Origin of the sequence: Paenibacillus gyeongsangnamensis, assembly GCF_027533625.1 — a bacterium.
Lineage (GTDB): Bacteria > Bacillota > Bacilli > Paenibacillales > NBRC-103111 > Paenibacillus_G > Paenibacillus_G gyeongsangnamensis.
The window spans coordinates 98,608-115,961 of sequence record NZ_JAQAGZ010000009.1; the positions used below are offsets into that span (position 1 = coordinate 98,608).

At 51.5% G+C, this 17,354-nt stretch carries 12 protein-coding genes; all 12 read left to right on the plus strand.

The features are described from left to right. Positions 1–215 precede the first annotated feature (215 nt). The 12 genes from O9H85_RS15090 to O9H85_RS15145 all read left to right on the plus strand — a co-directional run bounded on the left by O9H85_RS15090 (position 216) and on the right by O9H85_RS15145 (position 17,331). The gene (locus O9H85_RS15090; RefSeq protein WP_269882255.1) at positions 216–974 is read left to right on the plus strand and encodes an ABC transporter substrate-binding protein; all 759 of its coding nucleotides are present in this window, start codon (positions 216–218) and stop codon (positions 972–974) included. Further along, positions 971–1,516 (plus strand): type 2 periplasmic-binding domain-containing protein, encoded by a 546-nt coding sequence (locus tag O9H85_RS15095; RefSeq protein WP_269882256.1) that lies wholly within the window; start codon positions 971–973, stop codon positions 1,514–1,516. The genes O9H85_RS15090 and O9H85_RS15095 overlap by 4 nt, the downstream gene beginning before the upstream one ends. Positions 1,517–1,548: 32 nt before the next feature. Next, positions 1,549–3,612, plus strand: a complete 2,064-nt coding sequence (locus tag O9H85_RS15100; RefSeq protein WP_269882257.1) for a glycosyl hydrolase family 95 catalytic domain-containing protein — start codon at positions 1,549–1,551, stop codon at positions 3,610–3,612. Between the two features lie 220 nt (positions 3,613–3,832). Then, positions 3,833–3,991, plus strand: coding sequence for a hypothetical protein (locus O9H85_RS15105; protein ID WP_269882258.1), 159 nt, complete (start codon positions 3,833–3,835; stop codon positions 3,989–3,991). 422 nt (positions 3,992–4,413) lie between these two features. Beyond that, on the plus strand, positions 4,414–7,002 hold the full coding sequence (locus O9H85_RS15110; protein WP_269882259.1) for a bifunctional YncE family protein/alkaline phosphatase family protein: 2,589 nt from the start codon (positions 4,414–4,416) through the stop codon (positions 7,000–7,002). A 135-nt stretch (positions 7,003–7,137) separates the two neighbouring features. Continuing rightward, a complete protein-coding gene (locus tag O9H85_RS15115) occupies positions 7,138–10,275 on the plus strand; it encodes an efflux RND transporter permease subunit (protein ID WP_269882260.1) in 3,138 nt (1,045 codons plus the stop codon). A gap of 247 nt (positions 10,276–10,522) precedes the next feature. After that, positions 10,523–12,784 carry an ATP-dependent helicase gene (locus O9H85_RS15120; RefSeq protein WP_269882261.1) on the plus strand — a complete coding sequence of 754 codons (2,262 nt, stop codon included), beginning with the start codon at positions 10,523–10,525 and terminating at the stop codon, positions 12,782–12,784. 168 nt (positions 12,785–12,952) lie between these two features. After that, the gene (locus O9H85_RS15125; RefSeq protein WP_269882262.1) at positions 12,953–13,402 is read left to right on the plus strand and encodes a MarR family winged helix-turn-helix transcriptional regulator; all 450 of its coding nucleotides are present in this window, start codon (positions 12,953–12,955) and stop codon (positions 13,400–13,402) included. A 152-nt stretch (positions 13,403–13,554) separates the two neighbouring features. Further along, positions 13,555–14,505: a ring-cleaving dioxygenase gene (locus O9H85_RS15130; RefSeq protein ID WP_269882263.1), complete on the plus strand. Its 951-nt coding sequence runs from the start codon at positions 13,555–13,557 to the stop codon at positions 14,503–14,505. Beyond that, positions 14,502–15,113, plus strand: coding sequence for an alpha/beta hydrolase (locus O9H85_RS15135; RefSeq protein ID WP_269882264.1), 612 nt, complete (start codon positions 14,502–14,504; stop codon positions 15,111–15,113). Before O9H85_RS15130 ends, O9H85_RS15135 begins: the two co-directional genes overlap by 4 nt. A gap of 241 nt (positions 15,114–15,354) precedes the next feature. Further along, the gene (locus tag O9H85_RS15140) at positions 15,355–15,606 is read left to right on the plus strand and encodes a DUF896 domain-containing protein (RefSeq protein ID WP_269882265.1); all 252 of its coding nucleotides are present in this window, start codon (positions 15,355–15,357) and stop codon (positions 15,604–15,606) included. Positions 15,607–16,173: 567 nt separating this feature from the next. Then, on the plus strand, positions 16,174–17,331 hold the full coding sequence (locus O9H85_RS15145; RefSeq protein WP_269882266.1) for an ROK family transcriptional regulator: 1,158 nt from the start codon (positions 16,174–16,176) through the stop codon (positions 17,329–17,331). Positions 17,332–17,354 lie beyond the last annotated feature (23 nt).

A 17,354-nucleotide genomic window follows, 5' to 3' on the forward strand; every position in this document is an offset into this window, starting at 1 on the left:
TATAAGTTTTCGTAGCTTATAGCTTCGAATCAACCTTGGTAAACGCGCTGGTCCTTGTAAGACAAGGACGGCGTAGCCGTTTATCCTGGGTTGATAAGAATTTATAAGTTTTCGTAGCTTATAGCTTCGCATCGACCTTGGTAAACGCGCTGGTCCTTGTAAGACAAGGACGGCGTAGCCGTTTATCCTGGTTCAAAAGATTAGGGGGAGTTTCGATGCCATATGTAAAGGGCGGAACGTGTTTGGTTGTTGTACTGAGCTTATCTCTGGCGAGTGCCGCTTGCTCGGGCGGCGCTTCCACGAATAAGGGAGACGGGGCGGCTGCGAACCATTCCGATTCCGAGCCGGCCAACCTGGTCGTATATTCCGGCAGCGGCGACTCCGTGGAGAGCTGGAACGAACGCTTCGGCAACGCGATTAAAGAGAAGTTCCCGAACTACAATGTCAGGTATATCCAGAAGCAGTCGAACATCGGCATCAAGGAGCTGCTCACCTCCGGCGAAACGATCGATATTTATTGGGATTCCATCGGAGGCTTTGCTTCATCCATTCTGGACAACGGCCTGGAATTCGACATGACCGAGCTGATGAAAAAATACAACGTGGATTTCTCGCGCATGGAGCCTACGGTGGCCGATTCCGTGAAGCAGATCAGTCCGGATAAAATCTATGGAATCCCCGTATTCAACAACAACATGGTGCTGTATTACAATAAAGATCTGTTTGATAAATTCGGCGTGCCTTATCCGAAGGACGGGATGACCTGGACGGAGGCGAATAAGCTCGGGGAAAAACTTACCCGCTTCGAGGATAAACAGTATGTGGGAGTGTCCTCTTCGCCAACCCATATGCTGCTGATGAACCAGCTCCGGCCAAAGGAACACCGACGATCTTCAGCGACGAGAAGTGGAAGGAATATTTCAACACCGTCTTCGTCGGCCCGGCCAAAGCTCCTGGATATAAAGAGTATATGAAGGCCCATAAGGACGGGCTCCCTTACCGGAACGAATTCCTGAAGGATAAGGATCTGGCGATGTTCGTCTGGCTGTCGTCCATCATCTTCGTGTTTCCCGACGACTTCAAAAGCATGAATTGGGATGTCGTGTCGCTGCCGACCTTTGAAGGACTTCCGAACGTAGGCTCTCAGGCTTATCCGACTTACTTCTCGGTCACTTCCATGTCCAAGCAGAAGGATCAGGCGATGAAGGTGATTCAGTATCTGATTTCCGACTCCATTCAGGAAAGCCTCAGTAAAAAAGGGGTCATGCCGGTAGCGAAGAGCGATGCGATCAAGAAGGTTTACGGGCAAGAGAGTGCTTTCAAGGATAAAAATTTGAAGAGCGCCTTTTATAACAAGTTTGCGCCTATCCCGGCCAAATCCCGATATGACAGCTTGCTGCTTTCGCCTTATACCAAGGCCGCAAATCCCATTATCCTCTCGGGGGATTACAATACCGTGTTCCGCGCCACGGAGGAAGATGCGGGCAAGAAGCTGGCGGACGCGAAAAAACAATAGCTTCATAAACTACAGCTTGGGAGGAATTCACCTTGGCGATCGATCGCAAGGCACTCGTGACAAGGCATAATCCGGTGACACGGGGCATCCTGCCCTTGTCTCCGCTATCGGTAGGCAACGGGGAGTTTGCGTTTACCGCCGATTTTACGGGACTGCAAACGTTTCCTGACGAGTATGAAGCCCCTCTGGGAACTCAGTCCCAATGGGGGTGGCACAGCAGCGGCGGGCGCAGCCTATGGTCGCTCCGGGATGTGCGTATGCAGTACGGACGCCCGGAAATAGGCGCGGAAGGCTATCCTCTTCAGGCGGAAGACCGGGAGGAGCCCTACCATTGGCTGCGTCAAAACCCGCATCGTCTGCAGCTCGGCCAAATCGGCTTCGTGCTACGGTCCGCCGAAGGAGAGCTTCTTTCCTCGCAGGAGATGACCGGCGCCGAGCAGGTGCTTGACCTATGGACCGGCGTCCTGACCAGTCGTTTTGAAGCGGCAGGGGTGCCCGTCACGGTCCGAACCGCTTGCCATCCCTCATTGGATCAATTGGCAGTCGACGTGGAGAGCGCGCTCATCCCGGATGGAAGACTGGATATTTCCATCCGTTTTCCCGCCCCCGGGGTTACTTCACGAAGCTGGGACCGGACAACGGGATTGAATTGGGGAGGAGCCGACAGCCATCATACGCAAGCGGCAGTCACTGCAGCCAATCGTGCTATCGTGAAACGCTCCATGGACGAGGACGGCTATGAGGTACACCTGCATTGGACTCAAGGAGCATTGAAGCGGACGGGGATGCATGAGCTGCTGCTGGAGTGCGGCGGCCCTTCGAGGCATTTCGCCTTCGTCGCCCGGTTCACACCTCCCGGCGAAGAACCGGCGGCCGTTTCGGCGCAGGAGACGTTCGGCGAGAGCGAACGGCATTGGGAGCAATTCTGGAGGAGCGGCGCAGCCGTGGAGCTGTCGGAGAGCCGGGATCCCCGGGCCGCGGAATTGGAGCGGCGCATCGTACTATCCCAGTTTCTGCTCGCGATCCACAGCGCCGGTTCCCTTCCGCCGCAGGAAACGGGTCTCTTGTACAACAGCTGGTTCGGCAAGCCGCATTTGGAAATGCACTATTGGCATGCCTATCATTTTCCCTTGTGGGGGCGTACATCCTTACTGAAGCGGAGCATGGGCTGGTATCGTCAAATTCTTCCCGTCGCACAGACGCTTGCACGTTCTCAGGGCTACGAAGGAGCCCGCTGGCCCAAAATGGTCGGACCGGCAGGAGATCAGAGCCCGTCATCCGTGGCTCCGCTGCTGATCTGGCAGCAGCCGCATCCGATTGAGCTGGCGGAGCTGCTGTACTTGTCGGAGCCGACCGAAGAGACGCTCCGTGGATTTGCCGATATTGTGTGGGAATCCGCCGATTTTATGGCCTCTTTCGCGGCATGGGATGAGGAGCGGAAGCGTTACGTACTCGGTCCGCCCGTCATTCCCGCGCAAGAAAATCATAAAGGGATTACTACCTGGAATCCGACCTACGAGCTGGAGTATTGGCGGCACAGCCTGGAAACCGCAAGAAGATGGGCGGCCAGGCTGGGAAGGCCAGAGAATCCCAAGTGGAGTGAAGTGATCGGGAGCTTGTCGCCGCTCCCGGTGGCGAACGGGGTTTATCTTGCGCATGAGAACGCTCCGGATACCTTTACGGTCAAAAATCACGATCATCCCTCCATGCTGGGTGCCTTGGGGATGCTTCCGGGTAAACTCGTCGACCCTGAAGCGATGCGGCGCACCCTTGCGAAGGTAAGGGAGTGCTGGCGTTGGGACTCCGCTTGGGGATGGGATTTCCCCATGGCGGCGATGACCGCGGCCAGGCTCGGGGACGGAGCGGCGGCCGTTGATTTGCTGCTGATGGATGTGCAGAAGAACACCTACCTGCCGAACGGACATAACTATCAGAACGGACGGCTTATGGCTTACTTGCCCGGGAACGGAGGTCTGCTCATTGCGGTAGCTTTAATGGCCGCAGGCTGGCAGGGCGGACCGGATGATCCTGCGCCCGGCTTTCCGAAGGACGGTTCATGGACGGTTCGGTCGGAAGGGCTGAAGGTTTGGATGTAACTGGAGGGAAGCAATCGTTACAGCCGATGCCGGCTGGACCGCTTATTCATATTAGCCTCCATATTGGCGAAATGATAGATACGAAGGGACGTGCGCATAATCATCCCTATCTTATGGAATACTACGACCAGCTCTTGAAAAAGAACCAAGCCGACCTGATTAACCGAAATGTAACATTGGTCAGGAGAAAATTCGTAGTTTTTGCCGAGAGGGGATATATATGCCGGAATCGGAAGCCGAAATGAAAGAAGAAAAGCTGCAAGAAGATAATAAGAGATTCAGCGAAGTTAACGAATTCAATCACGAACGCAACCAAGCAGCCGCAGCGCAAAAACAAATGGCTTCGCAAGAGACAACGGGAGTCATGGACCAAGAATAAAACGATCTTACCTGTATAATAAAAACCAGCGCCAGACCCGGGTTAATAACCGCGGTACTGGCGTTTTTTTTAGTTGATAAGATTTTATAAATTTTTGCAGCTCATAGCTTCGCATCAACCTTGATAAACGCGCTGTACCTTGTAAGACAAGGACGGCGTAGCCGGTTATCCTGGTCCATAATCTTGCGGATATCAGGTTTAATAGGGAAGAAGGGACTCTCTACCTAGAACCAATAGAATTTTCAGTAAAAGTTTATCCTGATTCGACATTATTCACTGGTAATAAAGAACGAAAATGCTCGCATTCATAAGATCTTTAAACTGTCTTGACAGTTAGTTTACAAAATATTACTAGACTGGACGAGAACCATTTTATTCCAAAAGGAAAAGAATGGAAACTTATCATGAGAGGAGATTGTATAATGAGCAAGAACAAGAAAATGAAAAAACTCATTACGGGAATTGTAGTAGCTTCGGCGATTGTCGGTTCAGGTTCAGCGCTTGCGTCCTCCTTGTTAACAGCTGGTCCCCAGGGAGACGGTACTGCCTATACCCCTGCCGGATGGCGGGTAACTCCTGCAGGAACGCAAAAGCCTGCCGGCTTCTTCCCCGCAAATGCGGTGCTTTCACCTGACGGCTCGGCGGTACTGGTTCCCAACATTATCAAGGATGCAAGCAGCAAGCAAACCGTACATGTCATGGACGCAAAAGACGGCAGTTTGATACAAGTGGTTGAGCTGGACAAGAAAGCGGGTCAGGGTGCGGCTGCCGGTCTCGCGTTCAGCCACGATGGCGGCCATGTATACTTGGCAACGGCCAACATGGATACGGTGGTTGTTTTCGGTTGGGATAACAATGCCCGTAAGCTGACGATCCAGCAAACTCTGGCGCTTCCGAAAGGTACATATCCGCAAGGCGTAGCCGTTTCGCCTGATGATAAAACCATTTATGTCACGGGTCAATACGCCCGTACGCTTGTTGCTGTCGACGTCGCCTCGGGCAAAACCGCACTGGCGGCGGCAGGCGCCTACCCGTTCGGCGTAGTTCTGTCAACAGACGGGCATACGGCGTATGTCAGCAATCAGGGTGAAAATACGATTTCGGTCTTTTCCGTTGACGGACTCACCGTAACTCCTAAAAGCACAATTACCGTCGGTACCCACCCCAATAACATGCTGATGGATGCCAAAGGACACTGTATGTTTGTCGCTAATGGCGACAACGATACGATCACCGAAATCGACACGACTAGCAATGCGGTGAAGCGAACGATTTCGGTCGCGCCCTTTGAAGGAGCGCATGCCGGATCTCAGCCGACCAACCTGGCCATGTCGCCTGACGGCCGTACGCTCTATGTTACCAACGGCGGAAATAACGACGTGGCTGTAATCGATCTAACCGGTGAAGGCGAAAGCGAACAGTCCGGCCGCGTCAAGGGACTCGTCCCAACCGGATGGTATCCAACCGGCGTGCAGGTAACGCCAGATGGACAACGGCTGCTTATTACAAGCGCCAAGGGGCTCGGTACCGGTCCTAACAAGGGCACCGACCCATCCAAGCCAAACAGCTACCCTTATATCGAGAGCCAGCTGCAGGGCTATCTGTCCGTCGTACCGACTCCGAATGAAAATCAACTTGAGAAATACACGGATCAGGTGCGCAAGAATAACGGATTTGAACAGAAGAATAAGGTCCGCGGGTTCAATGACGGGACTCCGGGCACCATCGTGCCCCGCCGGGTCGGCGAGGATTCTCCGATCAAGCACGTGATTTACATCGTCAAGGAAAACCGTACCTACGACCAGGTTCTCGGAGACTTAAAGAATCCGGACGGCAGTAAGCGAGGCAACGGCGATCCGACTTTGACGCTATTCGGTCAAGATATCACGCCGAACCAGCATAAGCTCGCCCAGCAGTTTGTCACTCTCGACAACTTTTACGTAAACGGTGAAGTAAGTCAAAACGGGTGGCAGTGGGTAACGCAAGCCAGCTCCAATCCTTACAATGAGACGGCGACGGTTCAGGGCTATGCCGGCAATGGCTCCGAATACGATTCCGAGGGTTACTCTCCTAACGTTGCAGCCGGCAGCGCCGACCCTTCCCGCGCTTATTTGTGGGACAAGCTTGCGCAGCATAACATTTCGTTCCGCAACTATGGTCAATTCGTAGTGCCGAGTGACTGGATCAAGCCGGGCGAGATGCAGACGGAGCCGGGCAAATATTATGCGCATGACCCGATTCTTAATGCGAGCACTAATCATGATTATCCTTGGTTTGATATGGGCATATCCGATCAAACCCGATTCGACATATGGAACAAGGATTTCCAGTCCTATGTCGCTAATAACAATCTGCCGGCGATGCAGTTCATCGACTTGCCTCGAGATCACACCGCAGGGGCTAAAACCGCCAAGGAATTGGTCGCCGATAACGATCTGGCCCTTGGCAAAATCGTCGACACAGTATCGCACTCCAAGTACTGGAAGGACACCGCGATCTTTGTTGTCGAGGACGACGCCCAGAGTGGTCCCGACCATGTGGATGCACACCGAACGATAGCTCAAGTGATCAGTCCATATACGCAAATTGGCAAGGTTGATTCGCACTTCTACAGCCAAGTGTCGATGCTTCGTACGATGGAGCTTTTCCTCGGCATCGAACCCATGTCCCAATTCGACGCTGCCGCGTTGCCGATGATCTGGTCTTTTGCGGATAAGCCGAATTTCACGCCATATCAGGTGCTCACGCCGGGACAAGCCATGAATCCGACGGTACAGTCGAGCACTTACGCACCAACCACGGCGGCACCGGCTAATACCCCGGCACCTTCAAGCGCGCAGCCTGTAATACAGCCCGGCCGGCCTGACCAAGGTGACTCGGATCAGCTCAACGAAGAGCTTTGGAAAGAAATCAAGGGACCGGGCGTTCCGATGCCTAAACCTAAGCATTCCGTGTTCGGTGACGAGAACGATGGACAGGACGCAAACAAGATGACCCATTGGAGCTGGTAGGATCACAGCAGCCTGCAATGCCCGACGGAATGGGGTTCCCGGGAATTTCCGGGGGCCCCGATCCGGTTTTTAATCCATACTCTAAACAGTCTATGAAAGGATTGTTCGGGTTATAGGTTCCCGGATGGTTGCCCTATGAAGATAATGATTGAAAAAATAATGAACCGCAAGACACTCGTTATGGTTTCCATTATGCTCATTCTCTTGTGGGGCGGGATTTCGGCCTCCAATATTCAGCATGATTACCTGCCGTCTATCAATAATTCGACCCTTATGGTGACGGTGCGCGCTCAAAACTATCAGGCAGATCAAGTAAAAGCGTACATAGCCACGCCGATTGAACAAGCCGTAAGGACGGTAGACGGTCTACAGGATATAGAAACTACCTCGTCTAACGGCGGTTTATCCGTCAGTCTTTATTTCCCGTTGAACACGAATATGGAACGCGCCGAGGGACAGGTATCCCAAGTGCTGGATGCCGTTGCCTTGCCAAACGGAGTACAAAAACCTGCAGTAACTCGTCTTAGCACGAATGCTATCCCTATTATGAGACTTAGTCTGGAGAGCTCCTCGGAAAAAATAGATGAAAATACGCTTCGTACTACGGTTAAGGAAAAAGTGTCGAATCAATTGAAAACAGTGCCGGGAGTAAAGGATGTACGAATATTCGGAGGCGGAAATAACGGCTACGCCGTAACTATTCACATAAAGGACCTGGACAAAGACGGAATCACGCTTAATGACGTAAAACGGTCGCTTGAGGCAAATTTTTCGACAGGAATGCAGGGCAATATATCCGACAGCCAAGTATCCGTTCCAATCCAAGTTGCCGGCCCGGGAATAAGCGAGCAGGATCTTATGCAGCTGCCTATATTTAGCGCGGACGGGAAATCGGTACCCCTTTCCAATGTGGCGAATATTTCAAAGACGATCGTTGACGCTCAAACTATCTCCAGAACAAATGGAAAAGCTAGCGTGCTCTTGGATATATTAAAAACTCCTTCGTCCAATATTACGGAAGTAGCCGATAGAATAAACAGCAGAATCAAGGAGATTCCGGAAATTAAAAATAAAGAGATCCGGTGCTCGATTCTCTTGGATCAAGGAGAGCAGGTCCATTCGTCATTAAACGGCCTGATGAAGGAAGGCTTGCTGGGCTGCTTCTTCTCCATGATTTGCGTATATTGTTTCTTTCGTAAAATCCGGTCCACGCTGCTTATAGCCCTTTCTCTGCCGATCTGTCTACTCGCGACAATCGGCATACTAAAAACAATGGGAACTAGTTTAAATCTGCTCACCGTATCCGGGCTGATTGTCGCCATGGGAAGGGTGGTAGACGACTCGATCGTCATCCTCGATCATATTTACCGGAAAGGACAAGGGGATGGGAATAGAGCGCTCAGCCTGAATTTTTTATCGCAAGCCGTATGCGAAATGCTTCCTGCCATTGCTTCCTCTACTGCAACAACCATAGCCGTTTTTGTACCAATAGCCATGATTGGAGGCATGGTGAGCGCGGCTTTTTCCGGGTTCGCCTGGTCCGTAGTCATTGCGCTTGTGATTTCTTTGCTCGTTTCCATCTTCATCGTGCCGACGCTGTTTCATCTTTTTTGGAAGGGGCAGCCTATAAAGATCAAAGATCCGTTGGAATCATTTACCCCAAAATTATTTCATTGGGTGTTTCAGAGAAAGCTGCAAATGGTCAGCATTTGTATTGCATTATTTTTGATGGCGTTGGCGGGGGCTGCTTATCTCCCGGTGAATTTTCTGCCTACCGCAAATCAATCGGGTCAAATCGGCGTTCAAGTCGAAATGCCGGAAGGGACTGCATTAACGCAAATCGATGCGGAAGTTAAACGATTGGAAGCATGGATCCGATCGAATCCGAAAGTGGACTCCTTTTCTTCAAGCCTTGGTTCATCCTTTACTCCGCAAGCGGATGATATATTCGATGAAGGAGGCGGATGGCTGCAGAAGACGAATGTCGCCAATATGTCGATTACGGTCAAACAAGGGATAGATGTGCCGGTTTTTACGACCGAACTGCAGAATCAGTTAAAAGCATTATCAAGCTCGGCCGTCTACACGGTTACGAATCTAAGAATCGCTGGCGACGATTCGTTATTGAAGCTTAATATTACGGGATCCGACAACTTGACGCTTGCTTATGCGGCTCGAACCATTAGAAGCAAACTGCAGCTAGTTTCCGGGTTGGCCGTACAAGGCTTAGCGGATAATCAAGAGCAGGCGACGCCGTATCGTATAACTCTGAATCAGAATGCCATTGAAAGCAACGGGATTAAGATAAATGATATTTTAGACCGGATGGGTCCGTACTTGGCAGAAGGGATAACCGTATCATTGAAGACGGACCAGGGGCCAGTTCCTCTTGTTATTCATTCGGATATACAAAATATTGCCGCTGAAGCAAACAAGGGATCCGCGGCCGGCAAAGCTTCCGTTCAAAGCATTCTTACATTGATGGGTAAGGAGAGCTTTAAAAATAAGCAGGGCCAAAATGTCAGCTTGAATGAGCTCGCGGCACTGGCTCCAAATGCCAATCCATCGGTGATACAAGACAAGAACGGACAACCTTATGCGGTAGTTGCCGCGAACATCACATCAACGGATGTAGGAAAAGTGACTTCGGAAGTTAAAGCCGTTCTTGAAGGCATCTCACTGCCTCAAGGCGTGAAGATTACCTTCGCAGGTGCCACGGAACAGGTCAATCAAATGATTTATGAGATGACGATCGCATTGTCCTGTTCCGTATTGCTTGTTCTCTTTATCATAAGTACGGTTTTCCGGGGATGGAAACCCCCTTTGTCCGTGCTGATTTGCATTCCATTCGCTTTTATCGGATCGGTCATAGGAATGGTTAGCTTCGGCAAGGAATGGAACCTGGCGTCTTTAGTCGGTTTATTGATGTTAACGGGGATTGCGGTTACGAATGGCATCGTGCTTGTTGATAAGATAGAGCGTAACTTGGCAAAGGGGATGATACCGAAAGAAGCCATTTTTGAAGGGACATTATCAAGAGTGAGACCCGTCTTAATGACGGCTGCTACAACCATTTTGACCCTTCTTCCTTTAGCGGTCTCTCCTAGCGGAGATTCGATTATTTCCCAAACGCTCGGCATTGTTGTCGTCGGAGGGATGATCAGTTCGACATTAATTAGCTTGGTTGTGATACCTATCATATATGAGTGGATTTACACCGCGGTCAGATTTAGGGTTAAAAAGAAAGATGCCTATTTGGAAACGATCGCGTAAATTTTTAAAACGAAAAACGGCTCTGTCGCAAAACATGCGAACGGAGCCGTTTTTATTTGATAAGACTTTATAAATTTTTGCAGCTTATAGCTTCGCATCAACCTTAATAAACGCGCTTGGTCCTTGTAAGACAAGGACGGCGCAGCATTCCTTTTTTGGTTTTGCAGAGATATCGGTACCCTTGTCTATTTTTCCTTACAGGGTGCTATAATGATAACCGAAGGTTCGAACGAAAGGGAAAATGAGTATGAAGGTACGGGAAGATTTCTGTGTCCGCAAGGAGAAGGAAATAGGTGTTTCCTTGAATGAAGTACAAACCAAGGCCGTACTCCGGACAGAGGGGCCTTTGCTGTTATTGGCATCGCCCGGTTCGGGCAAAACGACCACGATCATTATGCGGATCGGTTATATGATCGAAGAGAAGGGCATCGACCCGTCCCGTATCAAGGCAGTAACGTTCAGCCGTGCTTCGGCGGCCGATATGAAAGAGCGGTTCAAGCGCTTCTTTCCGCACCTTGAACCCGTCGATTTCTCGACGATCCATAGCTTTGCTTTCGAAGTGGTGAAAGAGCATTTTCGGAAAACGAGGACTGCGTACCAGCTGATCGAGGGCAGCCTGGATTTGAAGGAGCTGGAGGAAACCGATTCGGACCGGCCGCCGCTTCATAAAAAGATTATTTTACGGGAGCTGTTCAAATCGATTGCCGGCGACAATATAACCGATGACCAAATGGACGAGCTGACGACGTACATCAGTTATATCAAGAATAAAATGATCCCTCAGGAAGAGTGGCGGCGGGTGAAGACGGATGTGCCGGAGGCCGAACGGATCCTGTGGGAGTATGAGACCTACAAGCGGCTGGGACATCGTAAGCTGCTGGTGGATTTCGACGATATGCTGACCCTGGGAAACGAGGTATTGGAGCGGGACCGGGAGCTTCTTCGAAGGTATCAGATGAAGTATGACTATGTTCTAACGGATGAGAGCCAGGATACCTCCTTGGTTCAGCACGCCTTGATTGAGAAGCTGGTGCGGGAGCATGGAAACCTGTGCGTGGTCGCCGACGATGATCAGTCGATTTATAGCTGGAGAGGCGCCGAGCCGTCTTATCTGCTGAATTTCAAGCAGGTGTACCCCCATGCGGTCACTTTGTTTATGGAACAAAACTACCGGTCATCCAAGGATATTGTGGAAGCCGCCAATCACTTCATCAAGCGCAACAAGAACCGGTACGACAAGAACATGTTTACCCGGAACGCTTCATCCAAGCCGATCAAGATCGTCAGCTTTGCCAACTACAAGTACCAGGCTAAATATTTGGTGCGGGAAATCCAAAAAGTCGAGGACCTCTCGGAAGTGGCGGTTTTGTACCGGAATCATTCTTCTTCCATTGCATTGATGAATGAATTTGACCGGGCAGGCATTCCCTTCTATATGAAGGATGCCGATAACCACTTCTTCTCGCATTGGGTCGTGGAGGATATCTTGAACTTCATGCGGATGACCTTTACGGACAAGCGGGCCGATCTCCTTGAGAAAATTCATTTGAAGCTTCACGGGTATATCAGTAAGCAGCAAATGGCGGCGGTCAAAGCGATCGAGAATAACGAATCGGTGTTCGATAATTTGCTGAACTACGTGCAGCTTCAGGATTATCAAGTTAAACAGCTGCAGACATGTAAAGAGACGTTTCAGCAGATGAGGGGCATGCCGCCGCTGCAAGCCATCCGCGTCATCCGAAGCCGGCTAGGCTATGAGAAAGCGCTTGAGAAGATGTGCGAGCGTCTCGGATTCCGAAGGGAATATTTGATCGGCATCTTAAATACGCTGGAGGAAATTGCGGATACGCTGGAGACGATGGAGGATTTTGCTGGCCGGCTCAAGTATCTGGAATCGGCGCTGAAGACGTCGAAAGCGAGGAAGGGGCAAAATGCCGTCACGTTCTCGACGCTTCACAGCTCCAAGGGCTTGGAATTTAAACGCGTCTATATGATCGATTTGACTGATGGCATTCTCCCGTCCTCCGAGGATCTTAAAGGAGGTTCGGCGGAGGGCGCTTCCGAATCGATGGAAGAGGCGACCCGCTTGTTCTATGTCGGCATGACTCGGGCGAAACAACACCTGGAGCTTCTCCTGTACAAGGAGCGGGATGGTCAAAAGATCGAAGAGTCCCGATTCGTCACGCATGTCCGAACGATATTGAATCCTCCGGAACCGGTCCCGGCTGCAAGCAAATCTGCGGTATCGAATTCGAACAATCGAAGCGGAAAAAGCAAAAAGGCGGAGGGACGGAGCGGGTCTGCAGTAAAGCTTCCAACCAACCCCAATGCGATACGGAATAAAGCGGAAATAACAAAAGGCAGAGCTGTAAAGCATAGGGTTTTTGGCCAAGGGAAGGTTATCGAGGTTAACGGGGAACAAATCCATATCCGATTTGAAACCGGTATGAAGGTTCTGTCCATTGCCGCCTGCTTGGAGCGGGGGTTGCTTGAGCCGGTTAAAGACTAAACGTTAAAAAATAATCGCAAGCCGCCAGGCAGGAACGGGCTTAGGGGCTTGCGATTTTTTCACGTGGAGCGGTTGAAGGAATTTGATTCGCTATTGACAAAGCTGCTCCAATGATATATCTTTAATTCAAGATAATTAAATCAAAGATATTCGAAGGGGGTGAAATTCATGGCTGGTGCAATGGAGGAAGACAAAGCGGCGTCCCTGAAGCTGTTCGTGGTGCTGTCCAAAGCCTACAAAACGGTCATGGACCGGGCGGTCAAGGACATGAAGCAGTACGATCTGTCTCCTTCGGAGTTTACGATCCTTGAGGTGCTGTATACGAAGGGAAGAATTCCGCTGCAGCAAATCGGGGAAAAGATTCTCATTACAAGCGGAAGCATTACCTACAATATCGACAAGCTGGAGAAGAAGGGCCTCTTGAAGCGGGTTCCCTGCGAAGAGGATCGGCGCGTCACTTACGCGGAGATCACCGCGGCCGGACATGATTTATTCGATCGGATCTTTCCCGCTCATTCGGATTCGATCCACGCGATCATGAAGTCTCTTTCTCTGGAGGAGAAGCAAGCTGCGACCTCACTGCTCAAAAAATTGGGAATAGGAGCGAAAGAAGGGTAGGGAATGAGCCCTTTTTTGGCATAATATCTTGAAGTGAAGATTATTGAATTCGAAGTAATTGGAGTTTCGGAAGCTCGTTTCAACCTGCTCAAGGATTCTTATCCGACAGGTTGGGGAAGTTAGGATAAAAGACATTAAGGGAGGAATTTTTCATGACTATGCATACGGCAGGCATTCATCATATTACCGCTTTTGCAGGAAATCCGCAGGCAAATGTCGATTTTTACGCCAGTATCCTCGGGCTGCGCCTGGTGAAAAAAACGATCAACTTCGATGCTCCGGAGGTGTATCATTTGTATTTCGGCAACGAGGCTGGGAGTCCGGGAACGATTATTACGTTCTTTCCGTTCCCCGGCTCGCGCAAGGGACGGATCGGCGGAGGACAGGTCGGGATCACGACGTATGTCGTTTCGCCTGGCTCGCTCGGCTTCTGGGAGAGCCGGCTTGAAAGCTTCGGCATTGCCGTTACGAAAGCGTCCAGGTTCTCGGAGCGGTATTTGCAATTCGAGGACAATGAGGGACTGCGTCTGGAGATCGTGGAACGGGAAGAGGGGCGCGGCAGCGGCTGGACCTTCGGGGGAATTCCGGCCGCGCATGCCATTAAGGGCTTCGGCGGAGCTGTTCTGTTCAGCGTGAATCCGCAGAAAACGGTCGACGCCTTGGAGCATTTGCTCGGTCTGAGCAAAGTGGCGGAGGATGGCGAATACGTCCGCTACCGCTCGGAAGGGGATATCGGCAACGTGATCGATGTGCCGCTGGCCGCCGTGGAGCGGGGCAGCGACGGTGCCGGGGCGGTCCATCATATCGCCTGGCGAGCGAAGGATTATGACCAGCATGAGGAATGGAGAAGCTCGGTTGAGCAATACGGCTATCGTCCGACGCCCGTCATTGACAGGCAATATTTCAACGCGCTTTATTTCCGGGAGGCCGGCGGCATCTTGTTCGAGATTGCAACGGATCCTCCGGGCTTCGCGAAGGATGAGCCGGCTGACCGGCTGGGCGGCAAGCTGATGCTGCCGGAGTGGTATGAACCGCATCGTTCGCAGATTGAAGCGAACCTGCTCCCGATTGAGGTGAGGGAATTGGAGGGGAAGAGGCAATGAAGCATCTATTCGAGCAAGGCACGCGCCAAGAAGCGCCGACGCTGGTGCTGTTCCACGGCACGGGAGGAACCGAACGCGACCTTCTGCCCTTGGCGCGGCTAATATCGCCCGAGTCGTCCGTCCTGAGCCTGCGGGGCAGCGTGCTGGAGAACGGGATGCCCCGGTTTTTCCGGCGGCTGGCCGAAGGCGTGTTCGATGAAGAGGATCTCGTGATCCGCACGAAGGAAGTATACGATTTTCTGAATGATGCCGCCGGGCAGTACGGGTTTGACCGCGGCAATCTCGTTGCGGTAGGCTACTCGAACGGCGCCAATATCGCCGGCAGTCTGCTGTTCCATTACGGGCAAGCGTTCAAAGGAGCTGTGCTGCATCATCCCATGGTTCCCCGCAGAGGAGTAACGATTCCGGATTTGGCCGGAACCCCGGTCTTTATCGGAGCCGGAACGAATGATCCGATCTGTTCTCCGCAGGAAACGGAAGAACTGCAGCAGCTTCTTGGCCGCGCCGGTGCCTCCGTATCGGTGCACTGGGAGCCTTACGGGCATCAATTGACCTCTTCGGAAGCTTCCGCCGCCGCGGAGTGGTTCCGGAATCGCTTTGCCGAATAACTTGGGGCCAAGTGGAAATAATGAAGGAAATCGCCTCCGTTCGATATCAGTGAACTAGGTTCGCTCCAAGGGCCCGGAGGTTCACTACAGCAAGTCTCATGGGGGCCGGCAGTCCGGTAGTGAATCCAGGTTCATTAGCAGCGAACTTGGATTCACTAGTGCCCGGCACTCCGGTACGTTCCTAAAAAGTAACAGAAAATGGGAAATTGAGATCGGGCGCCACTATAGGAGGGGAGAAGGAATGCTGCCTATATTAAAAAGAATTAACGAGCTTTCCCGTAAATCCAAAAGGGATGGACTCTCCGAAGCAGAAGTCGCGGAGCAAGCGAGGCTTCGGAAAGAATATCTTCAAACCTTCCGCGGCTCCATCCGAAGCACGCTCCTGTCCGTTACGATCGTGGACCCGAACGGAAACGATGTGACACCGGATAAATTGAAGAACGAACAGAACAGAGGGGACTCGCCAAGAGGAGACCATCATATTCTCCATTGACCCGGATACCCGGATAGAACGCGAGAATTTACAGGCTGATGATCGGCAGCAGCGTCCCGAGGCTCATCGTCGGAGGTTTACGAAAATGGCTCGATCAACCCGGACAAGCTGGTTGGGGTCAACCGGATGACGGCAATGACTATGCCAAGCCGCGCGTCCGGTTTGGCGTGAAGCGGACTCAGCAAGGAATACGAAGAGATTGCTTATAGCGGCAATCTCTTTTTTCTTTGCAAGCTTGTTAACAGGCATCCGGGCAACTTTTCATGAAGCACAACGGGCAACGAAGGCGAACTTGATGTCAACTTCATGTTAATTTTATTCTTCAGCACAAAAATCCGGAGTTATGAAACGTTTTCATTTTATGCTTAACAAAAATCAAAAAAAATAAATGTTATGTATATTGACACTTAAAGCTTCCTCCTTTATTATTAACATCACTGGAGAATATGAGATGGAAAATCGAAGTGATATGGACAATTACTTATGAAATAAGTTTATTTTTAATCCAAAAAATAAAAATAATCAAATGAATTAATCCACTGATGAAAATATATAAGGGGGCTGCTGATGAAAAAGCACGATCAGGACTTTATGAAACGGCAAAACCGGCTGACGGTCTTTGAAATAATAAAAAACCAAAATCCGATCTCACGTGCTTCGATCGCCAAGCAAACAGGGATGAGCGCCACTACCGTCAGCCGGATTGTCGGCGAGTTGACGGAGCAGGGCTATATTCTGGAGTCCGAGAAGGTGTCGGAAGGCCTCGGCAGGAAATCGATGCTGCTCGAAATGGTGGACGCTTCGGTCTTGTCGATCGGCGTCGAGCTGGACCGTCACCGGATGAGCATCGGTCTCGTAGATCTGCAGGGGAATACGGTCTGCAGCGAGACGTACAGCCGTAAAGATGATGAAAGCTCGGATACTACGATTGAACGCATCGCTGCTGTGACGGGTGAGCTGCTGAAGCGGCATTCGATCGAGCGGGGCCGGGTGGCGGGGATCGGCGTCGGACTGCCCGGCATCGTGAACAACGACGAAGGGATTGTCGTTTTTTCCGTCCAGCTGGGCTGGAAGAACGTCCCGCTGGCGAAACGGCTGAGCGAGCTGACCGGCTTTAAGGCGGATGTCGACAACGAGCTGAAGGCCAAGGCGCTCTCCGAGCATTTGAAGGGAGCGGCCATCGGCTCCAATCGGACGGCCTTGATTGGCTTCGGCAACGGGGTCGGCTCCGCGCTAATTATTGACGGAGAAATTTACCGAGGCGCGATGAACAGCGCGGGCGAGATCGGCCATTCCACGGTCGATCCGAATGGCAAGCTGTGCGAATGCGGCAAGGCCGGCTGCCTGCAGACTTACATCAATATCAGCTCCTTATTGTCGGAAGCGAATCACTATCGGCGGATTCATTCGATGGAAGAGCTGTTCGAGGCGAGGCGCGCCGGCGAACGCTGGGCCGTGTATTTAATTGATCGCGCTCTGATGTACATGTCCATTACGGTGAACAACGTCGTGTGCATGTACAACCCGGACAGCGTCATTCTGACTGGGGAGCTGATTGATAAATTCCCGGAAATTTATGAGGAAGTGAAGTCGCTTTGCGCTTCCCGGTTCGTATGGGAGCCGCTGAACGGATCATTCCGTTTCCTTCGTTCGGAGCTGAACGAGAAAGGGGTGATCATCGGATCGGGACTGATGGCGCAGCGACGCTTTTTTGCACTGGAATAGCGCAATCAACGAAATTCGGGGAG

What these genes read in the sequence shown, in the direction of transcription:
- O9H85_RS15105 (WP_269882258.1), top strand. Translation starts at nt 3,833, where the DNA reads ATGCCGGAATCGGAAGCCGAAATGAAAGAAGAAAAGCTGCAAGAAGAT.
- O9H85_RS15120 (WP_269882261.1), top strand. Translation starts at nt 10,523, where the DNA reads ATGAAGGTACGGGAAGATTTCTGTGTCCGCAAGGAGAAGGAAATAGGT.
- O9H85_RS15115 (WP_269882260.1), top strand. Translation starts at nt 7,138, where the DNA reads ATGAAGATAATGATTGAAAAAATAATGAACCGCAAGACACTCGTTATG.
- O9H85_RS15110 (WP_269882259.1), top strand. Translation starts at nt 4,414, where the DNA reads ATGAGCAAGAACAAGAAAATGAAAAAACTCATTACGGGAATTGTAGTA.
- O9H85_RS15145 (WP_269882266.1), top strand. Translation starts at nt 16,174, where the DNA reads ATGAAAAAGCACGATCAGGACTTTATGAAACGGCAAAACCGGCTGACG.
- O9H85_RS15130 (WP_269882263.1), top strand. Translation starts at nt 13,555, where the DNA reads ATGACTATGCATACGGCAGGCATTCATCATATTACCGCTTTTGCAGGA.
- O9H85_RS15135 (WP_269882264.1), top strand. Translation starts at nt 14,502, where the DNA reads ATGAAGCATCTATTCGAGCAAGGCACGCGCCAAGAAGCGCCGACGCTG.
- O9H85_RS15095 (WP_269882256.1), top strand. Translation starts at nt 971, where the DNA reads ATGAAGGCCCATAAGGACGGGCTCCCTTACCGGAACGAATTCCTGAAG.
- O9H85_RS15140 (WP_269882265.1), top strand. Translation starts at nt 15,355, where the DNA reads ATGCTGCCTATATTAAAAAGAATTAACGAGCTTTCCCGTAAATCCAAA.
- O9H85_RS15125 (WP_269882262.1), top strand. Translation starts at nt 12,953, where the DNA reads ATGGCTGGTGCAATGGAGGAAGACAAAGCGGCGTCCCTGAAGCTGTTC.
- O9H85_RS15090 (WP_269882255.1), top strand. Translation starts at nt 216, where the DNA reads ATGCCATATGTAAAGGGCGGAACGTGTTTGGTTGTTGTACTGAGCTTA.